The sequence below is a fragment of the Aquipluma nitroreducens genome (assembly GCF_009689585.1).
In the GTDB taxonomy this organism is placed as follows: domain Bacteria; phylum Bacteroidota; class Bacteroidia; order Bacteroidales; family Prolixibacteraceae; genus Aquipluma; species Aquipluma nitroreducens.
This window is the reverse complement of sequence record NZ_AP018694.1, coordinates 2,398,060-2,416,162: the sequence shown is the minus strand read 5'-3', so window position 1 is coordinate 2,416,162 and position 18,103 is coordinate 2,398,060. Positions and strand designations below refer to the sequence as shown.

Annotated in this window: 16 protein-coding genes; 5 read left to right on the top strand and 11 right to left on the bottom strand. The window is 38.3% G+C overall.

Annotation, left to right across the window (positions count from 1 at the left end):
• Nucleotides 1–23 precede the first annotated feature (23 nt).
• From AQPE_RS10115 to AQPE_RS10075, 9 genes are all read right to left on the bottom strand, one after another.
• Nucleotides 24–698 carry a hypothetical protein gene (locus tag AQPE_RS10115; protein WP_318350938.1) on the bottom strand — a complete coding sequence of 225 codons (675 nt, stop codon included), beginning with the start codon at nt 696–698 and terminating at the stop codon, nt 24–26.
• A 21-nt stretch (nt 699–719) separates the two neighbouring features.
• Complete coding sequence (locus tag AQPE_RS10110) at nt 720–1,667, bottom strand: relaxase/mobilization nuclease domain-containing protein (RefSeq protein WP_318350937.1); 948 nt, start codon at nt 1,665–1,667, stop codon at nt 720–722.
• Complete coding sequence (locus AQPE_RS10105) at nt 1,657–2,010, bottom strand: plasmid mobilization protein (RefSeq protein ID WP_318350936.1); 354 nt, start codon at nt 2,008–2,010, stop codon at nt 1,657–1,659. The genes AQPE_RS10110 and AQPE_RS10105 overlap by 11 nt, the downstream gene beginning before the upstream one ends.
• A 113-nt stretch (nt 2,011–2,123) precedes the next feature.
• Nucleotides 2,124–3,056: a toprim domain-containing protein gene (locus AQPE_RS10100; protein WP_318350935.1), complete on the bottom strand. Its 933-nt coding sequence runs from the start codon at nt 3,054–3,056 to the stop codon at nt 2,124–2,126.
• Nucleotides 3,057–3,257: 201 nt separating this feature from the next.
• A complete protein-coding gene (locus tag AQPE_RS10095) occupies nt 3,258–4,460 on the bottom strand; it encodes a primase-helicase family protein (protein ID WP_318350934.1) in 1,203 nt (400 codons plus the stop codon).
• A complete protein-coding gene (locus AQPE_RS10090) occupies nt 4,457–4,804 on the bottom strand; it encodes a hypothetical protein (RefSeq protein WP_318350933.1) in 348 nt (115 codons plus the stop codon). The genes AQPE_RS10095 and AQPE_RS10090 overlap by 4 nt, the downstream gene beginning before the upstream one ends.
• Nucleotides 4,805–5,027: 223 nt before the next feature.
• Complete coding sequence (locus AQPE_RS10085; RefSeq protein ID WP_318350932.1) at nt 5,028–5,435, bottom strand: hypothetical protein; 408 nt, start codon at nt 5,433–5,435, stop codon at nt 5,028–5,030.
• Nucleotides 5,436–5,437: 2 nt separating this feature from the next.
• Nucleotides 5,438–7,018, bottom strand: coding sequence for an ATP-binding protein (locus tag AQPE_RS10080; RefSeq protein WP_318350931.1), 1,581 nt, complete (start codon nt 7,016–7,018; stop codon nt 5,438–5,440).
• A 30-nt stretch (nt 7,019–7,048) separates the two neighbouring features.
• On the bottom strand, nt 7,049–8,281 hold the full coding sequence (locus AQPE_RS10075; protein WP_318350930.1) for a tyrosine-type recombinase/integrase: 1,233 nt from the start codon (nt 8,279–8,281) through the stop codon (nt 7,049–7,051).
• Between the two features lie 1,333 nt (nt 8,282–9,614).
• On the opposite strand from AQPE_RS10075, the gene AQPE_RS10070 reads away from it, so the two are divergent.
• The 5 genes from AQPE_RS10070 to AQPE_RS10050 all read left to right on the top strand — a co-directional run bounded on the left by AQPE_RS10070 (nt 9,615) and on the right by AQPE_RS10050 (nt 16,491).
• Nucleotides 9,615–9,803 carry a hypothetical protein gene (locus AQPE_RS10070; RefSeq protein ID WP_318350929.1) on the top strand — a complete coding sequence of 63 codons (189 nt, stop codon included), beginning with the start codon at nt 9,615–9,617 and terminating at the stop codon, nt 9,801–9,803.
• 221 nt (nt 9,804–10,024) lie between these two features.
• Complete coding sequence (gene istA, locus AQPE_RS10065; RefSeq protein ID WP_318346873.1) at nt 10,025–11,563, top strand: IS21 family transposase; 1,539 nt, start codon at nt 10,025–10,027, stop codon at nt 11,561–11,563.
• A 90-nt stretch (nt 11,564–11,653) separates the two neighbouring features.
• Nucleotides 11,654–12,385 (top strand): IS21-like element helper ATPase IstB, encoded by a 732-nt coding sequence (gene istB / locus AQPE_RS10060; protein ID WP_318346872.1) that lies wholly within the window; start codon nt 11,654–11,656, stop codon nt 12,383–12,385.
• Between the two features lie 481 nt (nt 12,386–12,866).
• Nucleotides 12,867–13,775: a nuclear transport factor 2 family protein gene (locus AQPE_RS10055; RefSeq protein WP_318350928.1), complete on the top strand. Its 909-nt coding sequence runs from the start codon at nt 12,867–12,869 to the stop codon at nt 13,773–13,775.
• Between the two features lie 568 nt (nt 13,776–14,343).
• Complete coding sequence (locus AQPE_RS10050) at nt 14,344–16,491, top strand: tetratricopeptide repeat-containing sensor histidine kinase (protein WP_318350927.1); 2,148 nt, start codon at nt 14,344–14,346, stop codon at nt 16,489–16,491.
• Between the two features lie 50 nt (nt 16,492–16,541).
• Here AQPE_RS10050 and AQPE_RS10045 read toward each other — a convergent pair whose 3' ends face one another.
• Nucleotides 16,542–17,057, bottom strand: a complete 516-nt coding sequence (locus AQPE_RS10045) for a KdsC family phosphatase (protein WP_318350926.1) — start codon at nt 17,055–17,057, stop codon at nt 16,542–16,544.
• Entirely contained in the window at nt 17,054–18,100 is a 1,047-nt protein-coding gene (locus AQPE_RS10040) for an N-acetylneuraminate synthase family protein (RefSeq protein ID WP_318350925.1), read from the bottom strand. Before AQPE_RS10040 ends, AQPE_RS10045 begins: the two co-directional genes overlap by 4 nt.
• Nucleotides 18,101–18,103 lie beyond the last annotated feature (3 nt).

The window sequence follows — 18,103 nt, the reverse complement described above, 5'->3', positions numbered from 1 at the left end:
CTGATTACCCCAAATTGTTATTATTATTTTGTGTTGTCATTCTTAAGTCTTTCACGTTCAATCTTCTCCGCAACCTCCTTTACATTCCTTTCATATTCCTCCACGTTTCCGCGAATCTCTTTGATCAGTTTCTTATCCCGATTATATTGAAAAATGTCTTCAAGTTTGTACAAGTTCTCCGGATCAATCCCATTCGTCGATTTAATATAGCGGTATTTCAGATCATTATCTTTTAGTTGGCTATTCCTGTTTAATTGCCAGATATTGCCGCCAAAAGAAAGCAAAATGATTAAAGCCATTGAGATCATTGTTATAGCAGCCTTGCTATTTCGAAAATCCACACTAAAAAAATGATCATTGCGGATAGCTATATTTTGAGGGAACCTCAGCAGGGAGACCTTTTCATCGATAGGAGTAATTACCGCTTTAATTTCAGTAAATCCTTTATTGAGATTCTCACTTACCTTGTTTACCGAATAGGCCGAAATCTGTCCCAAGTTTTTTATTTGTTCCGGTGTAAACTGCTGTTGGTTAATCCTGATTTGTAAATCTTCGATAAGCGATATTAGTTCCTCTGTATCAAAAGTTGAATTAGCCTGGTTATCTGGAATTGACTTTTTGCTCAATTCATCTATCTTTTGTTTTAATTCTTCGAACAGTGTATAAACTGCCGAAGAATCCATTTTGCTTGTACCCATAAGTATTGATTTTTAAATAAATTACAATCGTTGTCTGTATTGGTTTGCTTTCTTCTTCCTTCGCTTTTTTGCTTCCTTTCTAAAAACTTCTGCCTGATTTTCATCATAGACGGGTGAAGGTTGTAGTATATCGAATAGCCCCCCCAATGAGGAAGTTATGCTTTTCATGGTCGAGGAAAATTCCATGTCATCCTCCCATGCAGGTTGTTCCGCTTGGTGTTTTTGAGCCTGTTGTAATCTCTCGTTTTGCTGCAACCGGTAATTGATTTTGGAATAACTGCAGGTCTTGTCAATTTTGGAACCGTTGAATTCATACCCATTCTTTCCAAACCGTACTCCTTGTATTTTGTCTGTAGCTCCGTTATTTTGGAATTCGGTTTTAATCCCTGATTTGAGTAACTCTGCTTTTAATTCCTGCCAGTTCCGACATTTAGATATAGCTGATTGGAGTGCATGATAAATTTCGTATTTGGTTTTATCGGGTTCTTTTAACCGATGCTCCTTAACATTTTCTTTTCCCTGGGCAAAGTACAGGCCATATTCCCGAGTCAGTCCCTTGCAGATCTTCTCACTTCGGAAGCGATCATTCCGGTCAGAGATTGTATTCCCATTGTAATCTATCCGGTTAAAGACCAAGTGAATATGTGGATGTTCCTTGTCGTAATGTCTGGCAATCAAATATTGAGTATCGGTAATTCCCATTTGTGCCATATAATCCCGTGCGATTTTAACCATTAATTCGCTGGAAAGCTTTTCCTGATCCTGTACTGAGAAATTCAGTGAGATATGTCCTACGGGTTTTAATATCCGTAGATTTAGTTCGGTCTGAAAGTTAAAGCTTTCAATGATGGCTTCAGGATCATCAAGCATTACCCCATCGCTGTCCAGAATTTCAGCTTTCTTTTCCTGATTCAGGATGTAATTGACCACACCCCGGAATCCTTGACCTTTGACAATTTTAGCTATCATGGCGTAGATGATTTACCAGTTTTCGGATGCTGCTCGCCAGCTGAAGGTTTTCACTCTGAGCATTCTGGTACCCCTGGGCATTGGCTTTTCGGGCAATCTGATTCAGGTTATTGGCCATACCACAAAGTTTCCGGATCAAGTCATACATTTCGGTGTTGAGTCGCTGTTTAATTACGCCTCGCAAAACAGATTGGCGAACACATTCACTAATGGAAATCCCGGCTTCACGCGCTTTGGCTTTTAAAGTATAATACTCCTCGGTATCCATCTTGACGCCGATGAAATAGCCTTTTTTCTGACCAGCCACTTTTGCAGGTCTGCCTCCTTTGTTTTCTGTTTTCATTTTCACGTTTCTGAACATTTATAAATTAGACCAGCGGGATGAAACGAGAGTTTTGGTATAACCAAAACATAAACTTGCTACCCTAAAAAACATAGTATTTTACTTCAGTCAGGCTATGGCTTTAATCCTGATTTTTTCTTTAAATTCTGATGTTGTATCGGCTGCCAATGACACAGGTATTCGTTTAAGTCTTTGTGTTTGGAATAGAGAAATGACTGGTCAATGACATCTTTATAGATTGATTCCAATTCCTGAACAGCTCTTTTCCCGGCTAGGTCATTATCAAGAAATGTCGAAATGCTTTTATATAATTCAAGGGTGTTTTTTACTTTGAGAAGGTTTGTCAATGAATTTAGAACGATTACATCTATAGGGGAATTTTGGATATTCTTCATTGTCAGGAAACTCAAGTAGTCCATAAAACCTTCGAACAGCAGGCAATGGTCTTTATTTCGCTTTACCGATGTAATGTCTTTCGAAGTGCATCCCTTAAAATATTTGCTTCGCAACTCATATCCGCCTTTGTCATTCTGGAACCCGACAGCATAATAAGGCTTCTTATTCACCGAATAATAAACTTCGCTGCAATGAATCCGGGCAATGTCTATACTGATCTGGCGCTCCTTCAGATACTCAATCAATGCCGGATTACTGATTGGTTGAACGTTCTGTAACATTATTGATGATTCAGGTGATTTAAGATCCGAATCCGCATTCTTCCGGTGAAAAGAAAAATTACTTGTTGGTATATTGGCATTTTGGAACGTACCTATGTCCGCACGACTGTATTTTCGTTCCAACATTGTGATGGCTTCATGCAGAGAACAATGCTCCATTCTCATCACCAGGTCGATCAATGTTCCGCCTTCATTTGCGCCGTAGTCTATCCACAGATTTTTAGGATAATCTACTTTCAAACTTGCGTTACGGTCCTCTCTGAAGGGCGAATTATACATTCCGTAACGGGAACTGTCTTTTGCTGGGTAGATTCCCAAATCTGCCAGGTATTGCCTGATACTTATTTGTTTTATTTCCTGTAATGCCATAGTCGTCAATTTTTTGTTGTTTTGTTGTAAATGAGGTTAAAACACATTTTGTCAAATCATTACAAACACAACAAAAGCACAACAAAAGTCTGATTTGTCGCAGTTGGAATTCAACAGAATAAAAATTGTTGTGGGATTGTTGTGGCCGTGTTGTGTTGTTAAAATTATTATCATTCAATGCTTTAAATCTAAAACTCAACATTACAACAGTATTTTATCTACCACCGATATTTCAATTTCCATGTATCGTCCTTTTCTTTTCACCGGGATGAATTCTCCATCAATGCCAATAAGATAAAAACTGTATTCACCGTTCTTTTCAGAATTCAGACCCCAACTGTCTTTTAGTATATTTCGGATGATGTTAATATCAGCACGTAACCCTGATTCGCGCAATACGTCCATAAGGTCTTTGGGGCAACATCGCAATTTGGTTTGTTTCAAACCATCCATTACCTCATAACAATAAGCAGCCATTTCTATTTCAATCTTATTGGTGTTGTACTTTTTGATTTTCTGTAAGGCTGGTGTGTCGAGGGTTAATGGATGAAACCACATCCGGGATTCATTTTTAGAAGAGAGTTCCCGGCAAAGAAGAAAATTTAAGAAATGCGGAATTTCTGCCGCCATCTGTCCCCGGAGATGAATATTGTCCTTTTCAATCAGATTGATTTTGCGGACCCAAAACCGTACCTCCTCTTTGGGAATAATTATTGGATTTCGTTCATTGTTGGAACAAAGAACAAATTTTGCAAAAAACTCAATCTCCCTTCGATCTTTGCCCTTGGCCTCAATTTTATAGTCGCCTGCCGTTGAAAGATTCTTGATTTTCTCTGTATCTTCCATTTTATTCAAAAGCAATTCATCAACCAAAACCAACAGGCGGTTGGCCCAGTCTGCATTAAACTGGCTTCGAAAATCTTCATTCGTGTTGAACGTTGCATTTTTGCCAAAAATCATTTTTAAAAACCGCAGGAATGTTGTTTTTCCCGTATTACGTTCATTGGAAACCAGTAACAGAATCGGCAACATTTGCGTTGGCCGGGTATAAAGGATCTGCAGGTAATCCATACCCAACTCGATCTGTTCTCCGAAAATATGATTCAGGAAACTGCGAATGTTGGGAAAGTCCCCAGAGCTGGGTAAATGAGATATAGGTTCATATTGATTAAGGTATGTCCCATGCACTTGTTTATAGTTAACATGGTCGGGAATAATACAAAACCCATCGTACTTTTCGATCTCCGGAAGATTGTTTTTGCCATAGTCCTGCCGTAGTGTTTCGTAACTCCAGGGGATTTTCTCCTCGATGTAATCGCCGCTGATGAGTGGACGTTGTACCGTTTTGTACAAAGTCGTCCCAATGCGGATATATTTTCCGCAATCATTTATTTTTCCTTTCATAGCTTTAGCCTTTTACGTCTGGCACTCCGTGCTAAAGTCATGGTTATTCTACCTGAATCGTGTTTGGGTTTAGTCTGATTATCGGCCCACAACAGTATTTCTTTTCGGGAAAAGACCAGTTTATTTCCGTACGTTTTACAGGGAATATTACCGGTTGAGGTCAGCTTATAAAGCTTGGCCTTGGACGTTGGATAACCATGTTCTTTCAACAACTCCAATGTGTCGTTCAGTGTGATGGTGTCGATCTGTGATGGATTGGATACCGGTTTGGGAAAAGCACCGGAGATCGCTTCGCTTACGATTGCCCGCAGTTCGTCGGGCGTGGTTAGAATAATGTTTGACATGATACTCAAATTTAAAATTACACATAGTACTGATTGAATTTAAGTGTAAAATAAAAATGAATATAATTGATAATCAAATAGATAAATAGCTTTACATGAACAAGACAAATGATGCCAAATAAGATCAAACCTCACCATGTAAAGTTTTTAAAAGCACTTTTTTATTTACTTGCAAATGCAAAATTATGCCAATCGTAACAGATGTAAAGCTGAAAAATTTATTTTATTTTTTACTCTTTTTATTTTGAAGCTGCTTCAGAATCTGGTCGGGAGGAAAGATTATTGCACCCTTCAGAACACTTGATTGAACGGGAGTTACAAATTCTTCCCTAATCCACTTATCAAGGGTTGGCCGCGAGATTTTCAGCATCCTGGCTATCTCCTTTTTGGATACAATCATTTCGCCGTTAATGGTCTGGATATGTTCCCTATTAATTGCGATGTATCTTTTCAGGTTGGCTATCGCCAAATCAATGTTTTGAATCCGGGGAGTAATTTTCTTCTTTATGGATATTTCAATGGTTCCCATATCGTAATCAGCCAATTCGGGATTTTGCTGAAGTTCGGCCACAATAACATCATAAATTGCAGTCTGCCTGGCTGATATTTTGTATTGCTTGCGTCGGGGCATAGCTATTTCAGTTTATCTTTCGCTTTCTTGGTCAGATAATAACCCCCTGTTTTAGGTACTCCCTTGAATTCAACGATTTCTTTTTTCCGTAACAAACGAAGGTATCGCTCAACAGTAGAGAGTCCTCTTTTTGTTCGGGATGCTATCTCCACTGCGTTTAATCCTGCTACATTTTTGAGAATGTTTATGATATCATACACATTCTCATTTACACCCTCATTTACACCCTCATTTACACCCTCATGAATAAGATTAAAAATAGCATCATGCTGTCCATCAGAAAGTTTAACCCCTTTGTGTACCCCTTCACTCATTTCTTCTTCCAAAAGGAAGGCAGGATGTATTGGAAGTGTTGTTATAAAATAACTGTGATTTTCGTCTGTTTCAAAGCGAGGTTCAGGCGAGCCGTTCTTTTCCATTTCCTTGCGGATAATTGGAATGCCCGTTCCCCTTCCTTCAGTCATGTCTAATTCTTTTAGAAAATCGCCAATTCTCCGGTTTCGATATCTCCGGTTATGAATAATTCCTTTTTGTAGCTCTTCCATTTTGACACTTCGGTCAGGACCTCCCTGGTTAACAATCTCAATGCAATCCGGTAAAATCCGTATTTCAACTGGCTCTCTAACTTCCCAATTTCTGTGATATAAGGCGTTCACAACACTTTCTTCCAAAGCCCGGAAAGGATAATTCCATATACGTTCCGCCTCTGCTCTATCAGGCAATTTATATATTCGCTCTTTTAACACGATACTTTCTAACTGGGCAAGCGCCTTCTGTATCTGCAAATAAACCGGACCTGTTATTGTAGGCTTTTCATAAAATACAGGATCTCCCAATCCATTAGGAAATTCAACAATCTCAATTCGGGAATAAGGAAAGAATTTTTCCGGCCGATAATTAAACATCATCAAGGCAATATTTTTCGGATAAAGCAATTCGTCGGGACCACTCACTAAATCCATTGCTCTGTAAATATCATTAATGGGAGTTGTTTCGATTTGCTCGATCAGTGAACTTTTCACATTCTGCAGATATTCCCTGACTAATAATGGAGAAATATCTTCAACACTTGCCTGAGTGTTAATCCTGTCATCGAATGGAGTTTGTCGGGTGAGACTTATCAATTCATCCCGTTCGTCCTTATCTGCCTGAACAGTACTTGCATACCTTCGAATATAGTAACGGTATTTCTTGTCCTTCTTAATCGTAACATCTTCAGGAACTTCGTATGGCCGTTGATTTCCTCCAGGAACCCATATTACTAGAATTGAGGCATTATCAATTGTTTCAATACTGATTTTAGGATCATAGTGAGGATTTATCATTTTATTGAATTCAACCATCTTCTTTTGAATAGAATCCAATTCATTTGTCGCAATACCGGTAACCGGGCGTTTTGCCCTTCCTTTTTCTTCTTCGGCTCCAACAATGATATAACCTCCGCCAATATTTTCAAAATCATTGGCAAATGCACAAATCGTCCGGTAAATCGCTGCCGGATTCCAACCTTTTTTGTACTCAATCCGCTCCCCTTCAACGATTTTTCCTGAAATCAATTTCTCGACATTAATGTGTATTGCCATGCAATTTTATTTATAAAACAAACATATTGCTTATTCTCCAAAGTTGGTTAATAAGCTTGCATTCTTTACTCGCTCATCCCTCTCAAAAGATGCTAAATAATTTTCAGTCGTTTTCAAATCATTATGACCTAAGCTTTCCGAAATGTAAGCAATATTCGCTCCTGACCGTTTCAGAACCGTGGCGTAGGAATGTCTCGCGGTGTAAGTGCTTAACGATTCAATTCCTAAAGTTGTTCCGATCTTTTTTAATCTCTTATTACAAAGCTTGGTCACAGATTTTATTACATCTTTTTCCTTAAAAGGTGTTTCCTTGCCTGTCAGATACTTGAAAATATATTCATCCGGTTTTTGGGATTTATTGCCCCATTTCTTGATAATTGCGTTCATTTCAGGTGTCAATATCGCGCATACTTCTTTTTTCACCTTGGATGTTCGGGTTGTTTTGGCACGTAAAAAACAAATCTCACCGTTCCGTATATTGGAATATTTCAGAGTAAGCATATCCGCAAAATTGATACCATTACACAGGTAGGAGAAAAACCACATATCACGATATTTTTCTGTTGTTTCAGTTCCGTCAGAATGACTTGCAACCGATTTTATTTGTTGTAATGTAAGAGCCAATTTACGACCTGTACCTGTTGGTATTTCATACTTCCCATTTCCAAATGGATATTGATTTTCTTTTATTATTCCTGCCCTTTTTGCTTCATTGATAATAGAACGAATGGCACGACAGTACATCCCTATGGTTGTATATGCCCTTCCTAATTTTAACATATACTTTTCGTAGCATTTTAGCCAATCTACTGTGACTACCGTATAAGAAATATTCTCTCCTCCATAAGATTCCACGCTTTTAAGTGCATCCTGATAGAAAAGATGGGTTCCAACCTGTTCATTATCCAATAAAGCCTGAATTTTTATTTTGAATCCGGCATTTAATGTATCCGAAGGGGACTTATTCAGGCGGCTATTTAATGCTTCAAAGGAAAAGCCACCTTCATATAACAACCCTTGCACGGTATCTTTCACTATATCAAACGTATTTTGAATATCAAATCTTATAGAAAGCATCTTCTTACTCTTAGTTTCCGGCAGCTTTTCCCATGCTTCTGATTTAAGATATTTCCCAGTTGAATAATATTTACGGATACGCTGGAATGTAACACGGATTTTGATAGGATATAAATTGTCATTGGTTGCCCTCCTGTTATCTAAAATAGAAGATACGGTAACTCCACTGTTTGCATAATTGAACATTATCGCTATATTTAAATGCTTATTTCATGTGTGCAAAACGGATATTTGCACACAATTTGCACACAAATATAGCGATTATTTCAAAATAGATACTATTTTAAAAAATATTAAAATCTGTTATATAACTAAATACCAGCTATTTAAACAGCAAATAAAATAAAAAGAAAATGAAAGAAACCGGTAGTCTTAATACTCATAATCAGGGAGTCACTGGTTCAAGCCCAGTTGGGCCCACTTCAAAATCAAGCAGTTACATTAAGTTGTGGCTGCTTTTTTATTTAGGCTTACCAACAAAAGTACCAACATTTCATATTTTCACCTAGCGTTTCTTAGCATTAGATAGTACTTCAGCAACCGTATTTACGATTGGAGAATAAGGTTCAGAATATAAAAATGAACGTCAACGACATTCTTTGTGCAGATTTTTGCAACCAGAGAAATGATGAGAATAACAGATGTTACCTCCATCGAGCAGATAATAATAGCAAGCTAAGAGATATTCCATATAATACCGAATTCTAGGACAGTCCTGGTGTTCCCTGTTATAGAATTCGTATTATGTGAGAATAGATCAGCACCTAACTACAAAGCGATACGGCCAAACGGTTTTATAGGTTTTCGATATCCTATAAAATCGAAAGAGAAAGAGTAGCCCCCGGACAGTAATATGTGCCTTCTAATACCCTACATAGCAGAAGTAAGAAGATTACAAGCAAAATCGAACGTGCGCACGCCCTAAACCGATTCAGTATTTCACTTTGCTTTTAGGTTGGTGGAAAAGTCTCAATCGACAATACAACATAGGACCAACTACCTTAAAGGTATGAATCGGTAATAGTCTGTTTGAATGTCGGCATTTAGAAACACGTGGACTAATCTTAGACTAACTCCCCAATTTGAGGTATTTGAATTTAACGACCAAGACATCGTTAGTCATGCATCTACCTTTACAAGTACCTTTAAGCCCAAAACCTCATTTTGCGGTTTCGCTACTGCACCACTTTAATCGCTGAATAAATCTCTGGCTTCCATCCGATAAACAACCCGGCTTTCTCCAGCGAAGAAATTTGCAAGGGCCGGATACCAGAAATAATTAATCCATCCGGCTCGTATTACCCTTGAAAGTTTCGGCGAGGGAAAAATACTTTGTGTTCGGATGAAGCAAAATTCCACTTACAATACCTTCAGGCGTAAACAAAGGAAACCTATGCTTATTTGGTGTACAATTTACAATACAATGCCACACAAAATGATTCTAATTTACTATAATCTTTTCGATAAAATAGATTAGCGCTACAGCTACTCCAATGTTCAGAATTATAAAAATGAAACCATGAAACGAAAGTCAGAGAGAGTTGATATCCGTTTGACCCCAGTAGAAAAAGAAGATTGGCTCCGGTTATGCGAATTACTACCCGGAAATACCCAATCGAAAGTATTCAGATTCCTTGTATTTAAAATCAGTAACATAAATGAATTAAGAACGATTTTAATACAAGATGACAATGAACAACGATTTTAAAAGCTTCAAGAAAGTAATAGTCCCAGTAAAGTGGACACGCCGGATAAAATATCCAGTGTTCGCCGGAACAAATTGACCACCTTCCGCCGGTCAAAATGGTTGGGTTGCGCCGGAGCAAATTGACCACCCTCTAAGAACGATTTATCCTTGTTGATTAGCGGGCATTTATGATTAAGTTGGCTTTGTTCAATATAATCAAAATGTCAAATAAACTAATCATTATGAGCAAGGTAAGAAGCATTATCAGGCTTTACACCGAGGGTGTAAGTAAACAGTCCATCGGGGAACGGACAGGTCTTCCCCGCAATAGTGTTAAGAAGTATATCAGGTTGTTCCTGGCTTCGGGCAAATCGCCCCAGGAGATTCAACTGATGAGTGACACTGAACTTGAGCAGATGTTTCTGGATATGGTTCCACGCAATCATATTGAGAATGATCTGCGTTATCAATCTCTGGAAGCATTTTTCCCCACCATGGAAAAAGCATTGAAGATCCGGGGAAACACCAAGGAGAAGCTTTGGGAGCAATATTTTGAACAGCATCCTGCAGGCTATCGGTTTTCACAGTTCAAGCATTATTATCTTCTCTGGAAGAAGGTTCGTAATCCGGTTATGCACATTGAGCATAAGGCCGGGGAGAAGATGTATGTTGATTATGCAGGCGAAAAACTCAAGGTTTTAGATCCGGAAACATTAGACATCACAGAGGTAGAGGTTTTTGTCGCCATACTGGGTGCAAGCCAGTTGACCTACGTAGAGGCCAGTTATACCCAACAGAAGGAAGACTTCATCAACTCCTGCGAAAATGCATTACATTACTTCGGAGGTGTTCCTAATGCCATCGTTACGGATAACTTAAAATCGGCGGTAATCAAGAGTAATCGTTATGAGCCAACACTTAATGAGGCTTTTCGTGACTTCGTAAGCTATTATTCGATGGCGGCTTTACCGGCAGCTCCGTATAAACCCAAACACAAAGCGTTGGTAGAAGGTGCCGTCAAAATCATTTACCGTTCGATTTACAGCATTTTAAAGGGTAATGTATATTCTTGCATTGAACTGCTAAATAGCGCGATCAGGGAGGCACTGGAAGCTCATAATAACAGGCCGCTTACAGGAAGGCCATTCAGCAGGCGACAGTTATTCGAAGATACTGAACGACACTTTTTGCACCCTTTACCTGAAAAGAGATATGAGTTGAAGCGACGCTATATCGCTTCTGTGATGAAGAACAATTACGTCTGCCTTGCCGAGGATAAGCATTATTACAGTGTTCCTTACCATTTTATCGGCAAGAAGGTAACCTTGCTTTACAGCCAATCTGAGGTTGAAATTTATCACCGCTACGAGCGAATTGCAGTGCACAAAAGGAACAGGCACCTTTTTGGACACACAACAATAACAGATCATCTGGCCTCGCAGCACCGCTTCATGAGCGACTGGAACCCCGATAAATTTATCGAACGAGCCGCAGAGGTAGGCCCTCAAACAAAAGAATATATTATCCAGTTGCTAAATGCCCGGCAGCATCCGGAGCAGACCTATCGATCCTGCCAGGGAGTTTTAAGTTTTTCGGTACGTGCCGGAAAAGAGCGGCTTAACAATGCTTGTCTGCGTGCACTTCAATATGGCGATTACAGCTATCAGACCATCCGGGTAATCCTTGAAAAAGGACTTGACCGAAACGTTGATGATCAGCAGCATGTTGATCAGTCAATGCCCCCTCACCTGAACATACGTGGTAAAAACTATTACCGGTAATATCTCCCCGGAGGAAAGCTGTAACGGCTACCCCTCCGGGTATTGTTTAACCTTAAATCGAATAAAATGAATGAGCAAACGCTTCAAAAAATGAGACAGATGAAGTTCTTCGGTATGGTTCGTGCCTTTAGAACAAGCATCGAGAATGGCAGCATGATTCAAATGACAGGCGATGAAATGGTATCGATGCTTATTGATGCCGAATGGGATGATCGTAACAATCGCCGCATAGAGAGGCAAATGCGCAATGCAAAGTTCCGTTATAAAGCCAACATTGAGCAGTTGCACTTTGATATAGATCGCAACCTGGACAAAAATCAGTTCATGCGTATGGCTGAGTGTACTTTTATCGGAAGAAAAGAGAATCTTCTGATCACCGGGAGTACCGGAATAGGCAAGAGCTTCATTGCTTCTGCTATCGGAAATCAAGCCTGTACCCTTGGGTTCAAAGTACTTTATGCCAACACTACAAAGCTGTTTACAAGATTAAAAATGGCCAAAGCAGATGGTTCGTACATCAGAGAAGTTGCAAAGATAGAAAGACAGGATCTTTTGATTCTGGACGATTTTGGCTTGCAGCCGCTTGATGCATCAAACAGGTCGGTACTTATGGAAATCGTGGAAGATCGTCACGGAAACCGTTCAACCATTATAACCTCTCAGTTGCCAGTGGCACAATGGTATGAGGTTATCGGAGAACAAACAATAGCGGATGCAATACTTGACCGCATTGTTCATGATGCTCATCGAATGGAACTTGTAGGAGAATCAATACGAAGAAGACAACGAAACAAAATCGTAGAAACTGTTGAATCAGAATAAATAAATCTAATTTTGTATAACTCTAATCAAAACAAGGAAATGATCGTTCTCAATATTGAAAATAGGTGGTCAATTTACTCCGGCGAAAGGTGGTCAATATAAAACGGCGCGGACTGGTCAATTTAACCGGCAAATCCACTTTTACATATTTTGAAATTTTCTTCGAAATTTTAAATATTAATGTCTTCCAATTTTCGTATATTTATATGAAAATCAACTCTATATCACTCTATCTGGACATTTGATTGATATTTTAATCTGTTAAATGCCATTATCAAGTGTTTGATAAATATCTCAAATCCGAATCATGAAAAATCAGATTTGGGTACATCTTGCCACTATTATTTTTCTTGCTTTTGATCATTCTCCTCCATTGATTTTCTAATGGTTGACTCTTGAGATTTATTCAATGAGTTTAAACACTATGCAATAATTCGAGATTAAAAATCAAAGATAATTTAACAACTAAAACTCAATAGGTATGAAAAAGATAGGTTTCGTGTTAGTACTTGTATTAACCACATTTTTGACGGTTAATGCTCAAAAAGAGAATGGCATTGTTTATTCAGAACATGAAGCCATTAATAAGACAAAAGCAATGTGGGCAGCATTTGTCAAAGGAGACAAAGAAGCATTTGTAAGTTTTTTCGCTGATACAATTTGGGTGGGTTCAAATGGAGAATACGAAAAAAAGCCCCAAAAATATATGAGCGGTTTTGTTGATTGGTGGAACGGATTTGACAATTTTATAATTCAAGACGATAAACCTGCTTTTCCTGACGCTATTGATTATAAAAATGGAGGTCTTTGGGTCCAGGATTGGTTACTATGGACAGGAACACATAAGGCTACTGGAATAAAAGTTAAAATTCATGTTCATGATTTATATCGCTTCAATAAAGACGGGAAGATAGCTGTTGCGAATCAATACTTCAGTGATAACATTTTTGAGCAAATAGAAAAGAGCCAGAAAACAATTGAAAGTGGGGTCATTTACAAGTACCACCCATACATCAATGTCACCCGAAAAGCTGTGAACGCATGGGCAGCAAAGGATATTGAAACCTGGTTAAGTTTTTATACCCCTGATGCCGTTTTTGGAAGTCTTTCACTTAAAGATGGTGAATCAATTGATCTGAAGACAAAAAAAGCCGATGATCAAAAGACCTTTGCAACATACAATACAATTGAATTAGTTGAATCGGGAGAGCCGGTCTGTGTAGCCTATGAAAAAGAATACTACGTTGTTTATTCCTGGTGGGTATTGTCTGTTACAACTATGGATGGCAAGAAAAAGTCCAATATCCCGGTCATGCTATCGCATGGCTTTGATAACAACGGAAAGATCAAATGGGAAGGAGTTTATATGGATAACAAGCGCTTAGAATAGCTTTTTATTTATTCCCAAAAACTGAGCTAGGTTTTGTGATAGATCATGATAATCCAATGTAATATTTCAAAAAAGTAAAAAATAGATCATTGATTATCAGATGTTTATAAAATTAAAAAATAATTTACAGCTCAACATGATCATAATCAGAAAGTAACTGACTTAAGCTCAGTTAGTCAAACTTAATAATCAAAGAGTTACACATAAGTGTGACTCTTTTTTCATTTAAGACTACTATCAATAATACTTGCATCTCATGGTCAAAGTACTATATTATCAATTACATATGTCGTGGTACAATGTTTCTAACCAAGGGATTCTATTACCCTGATTCCAATAATGAATTATTTTGACGTAAGCATCGCAAAGGAGTTTAGTCCAGGATCCATAAAGATGTTAATACTTATAAAAATGCTACAATAACCTGGCATTGGCTATCCAATTTTTCTTTGTATTTTTCATCCTGAAAATGATTATTTTTTTTAAACCTTTATGGGTTCAAATTGAAGCAGGTTAGAACAACTACATTTGCTTGCTTCAGTTTTTGATTCTTAAGTAAAATAAAAAGATGAATAAAAAGATTCTCTGGTCTACTCTGTTTTTATTGACTATTGCAATTACATACTCAGCCATCTCTGAGGAAAAATTTAACCTTACTCAAATTGACAGCCTTCGCAAAGCGATAAACAACACTAAAGGATTAGATAGAATCTCCGCCCAACTTAAACTCTCACTTTTAATTGTCGGTAACGACAGCCATGAATCGAAGAATCTGGCAAATTCTGCCCTGTTAGCTGCCAAAACAGCAAACCACAAAAGCCTGGAAATGCAGGCCTATTTTACATTGGGGAGAATAAATCAGGCGTTGGAGCTAAAGGATATTTCTTTGGCTTATCTTGATACATCACTTACCATCTCAGAAGCTATTCACGATAATTGGTACAAAGGAGAAATTCTATTCCGTAAAGGAGTAATTAAGCACAGCCTCAATGAGGATATAATCGCACTCGAAAATTTTAATGCCTCTATCCAGTCTTGTCGCCTATCAAACAATTTTAAAGTTATGGGTTCATCTTACTCGATGATGGGAACCATATTTAGAGTTAATGGATTATATGACAGATCAATAGAATACATTATTAACTCGAAGCTCAATTATGAAAAAGCAGGTTTCACAGAGGGAAAGGCGTGGGCAGCCTATTTATTGGGTCGAATATACGCTGACTTAAAACTGTCTCAAAAAGCTTTAGAGTATTTTCGGGAAGCTTTGGAAATATACTCCCAAATGGCAACTATTGACGGAAACCAAAGTGGCGTTGCGATATGTTATTCTCAGATTGGTCTTCTCAATCTGGAGGCAGGAAATTTCAAAGAAGCATACAAAGACATTGATTTTACTTTAAAAACGTACAGCGCCAGTAAAGAAAAATACGGTCTGTCAAACGCCTATAAAAATCTGGGGATGATTGACTATGCCGTTGGAGAATATAAACTGGCCGAAACTCATTTGAATGAATCGTTTAAGATAAAGAAAGAAGTCGATGACTTTCTTGGTCTTCCTTCGGTTTATGAGTACCTCGGATTAAGCCTCATTGAACAAGGACAAAAAGAGGATGGGTTTAACAAATTGCAGTTAGCATTAAATCTAGCAAAATCGAACAACCAAAAAAGCATACAATTAAACATATATTCAAAGTTGACCAAGGTCTATTTAAAGATGAATGATCTTGAAAATGCTGTCAATTGTCAGAAGAAACAAATCGAAATTCAAGATTCTCTTCTTTCGGGTGATGCTGATATAAAAATGGAACAGTTGCAGGCTATTTATGAGATTGATAAAAAAAATGGGCTGATTTTAGAATTGGAAAAACAAAACGAAATTAACTCACTCATAATCAAGCAGCATAGAACTTCTCAATTAATCATGATCATAGGAATCTTTATTGCAATCTTAATCTCAATTTTGATTTATTGGTTTTACACTAAAATGAGACATAAAAATCTCGAACTAAAAGAGACTAACGCTGCGAAAGACAAATTCTTTGCAATCATTGCACACGATTTGCGCGGACCAACCGTCAATCTTGCCGCTTTTCTGGGACATCTTAACGATACATTTAATGAACTAAGTCCAAACGAATTAAAAAAGATATTATCATCGCTACATAAATCTGCTGAAAATGTAAGTGTATTGCTTGAAAATCTTCTTATTTGGGGTCAATCGCAATTAAACAAAATTGAATTCAATCCGAGTGAGTTAAAACTCACCGATGTTATTCAGAATTCTACAAAAGGGCTAATTCAATCTGCTGATAACAAACAGATTAATGTCAGTTTTGAATTAAACGATGAAATTTTTGTGAAGGCCGACCTCAACATGATTCAAACTATCGTACGAAATCTCCTAAGCAATGCCATAAAGTTCACACATCGAGGAGGTTCTGTAATTATCAAGAGCGAAATTACTAACCTGAATAAAGCAACTGTAAGTATTACAGATAATGGAGTTGGAATTGAAAAATCTTCACTCGTAAAGATCTTTGATATAACCAATACGCTTCATACTCCCGGTACCGAAAATGAATTGAGTACGGGATTAGGATTAATCCTTGTTAAAGATTTCATTGAGAAAAATAACGGAACAATCACAATTGATAGCCAAAAGGGTAAAGGTACTGTCGTTTCATTTACCCTTCCGACAACTCTGAAACACTAGTTAAATTCTCTTGATACAGGCGCTATCCTTCCGAACTGGTAAAATTCCAATTACTTCTGTAACGTAGCTTTCAGGTATTTCTGGACTGCCGTTTCGAGTAGGTTTTCTTTCGCGAGCAGCAATTCAACAAATTCGCGAAAAGCGCCTTCCCCTCCATTTCTTTTAAGCCTGATTTTGGCATATTTTTCCATGTAAGTGCAGGCATTTGCAGGTATAGCGCTAAACCCTACTGCTTTTAAAAGCATGGCATCGTTCAGGTCGTCGCCAACATAGGCTACTTCCTGAAGTGAAATATGCATTTCGGCACAAAGTTTTTCGGCTACTTCCAGCTTATTTTTGACCCCAATAAACAAATGGTTTATTTTCAGTTTTTCGGCACGCCTCCATACAATTTTGGTATTTTCGCCGGTTATAATTCCAAGCGGAATATCGAGTAATTGCAAAAAAACAACTCCGGCACTATCAGTGGTATTAAACTTCTTCAATTCATTTCCTGTCTGGTCGTAATACATCCCTCCGTCAGTCCAAACCCCGTCAATATCAGTCAACACTAATTTTATCTTCATTTCGCAAGCATTTCAGGATAAATAATTTCGTTAGCCGGAATCGAAACCAGCGCTTTTTTACCAATTATATTGTTTTTTTCGGCCCATTTAAAACCATTGCCCGGGCTAAGCATATGTAAATCGTTTTCAGTGATTTGTTCACCGGCCTCAATCGTACGAGTTGTGGCGATAGAACGTTCCAGTTTAACGCGAGTAGTTTGAACCTTTTCGCTGACAAATAAATCATTTTTGCCAATGGCGTATTCGGTATTCCGGATGTCACGCATCATACGCCAGATGCCTTCCGGTTCGAGCGATCCGCGGTGATCGGTGCCTTTCATGTTGCGGTCTAAGGTAATGTGCTTTTCAATGATTTCGGCACCCATACCAACAGCAACGGCAGGCATCAAAATTCCGATGGAATGATCGGAATAACCAATGGTGTATTGCGGATAATGTTCTTTCAGAAACTGAATGCTCAACAAATTAATATTCTGATATTCAGATGGGTATTGCGACAAACAATGCAATATGCTGATGTTCGAATGGTATCTGGAAATAATTTCGAGTGCATCGTCCAACTCTTTTTTGCCGGTCATTCCGGTCGAAAGAATGATCGGGATTTTTGTTTCGGCCATTACTTCCAAAAGTGGTAAGTTGGTCAAATCGCGCGAAGCTACTTTCAGGCGATCAGGAGTAAACAACTTTAACATCGACAAACACCCTTTTGCACAAAGGGTTTCAACAACTTCTAGTCCCTTCGACTTGGCATATTGGTATACTTCAAAATGTTGTTCGTCGTTCAATTCCAAAAATTCGCGATGCTCGCCGTAAGTTTTGCCAAACGAATTTGGACCTTCGTAAGGACGAAACATTTCGGAAGCCGAAAGTTCCTCGTTCAAATCGCGGCGTGTCATTTTCACCGCATCCATTGGCTTCAGCTTCTGCCCGAAAAGATGATCAATCACGGGCTCAGTAACCACGTCGATCAGCTTTTTGGCAATCTCAACTTCACCATTGTGGTTCTGACCAATTTCGCCAATAATATAGGTTGATTTGCTCATTTT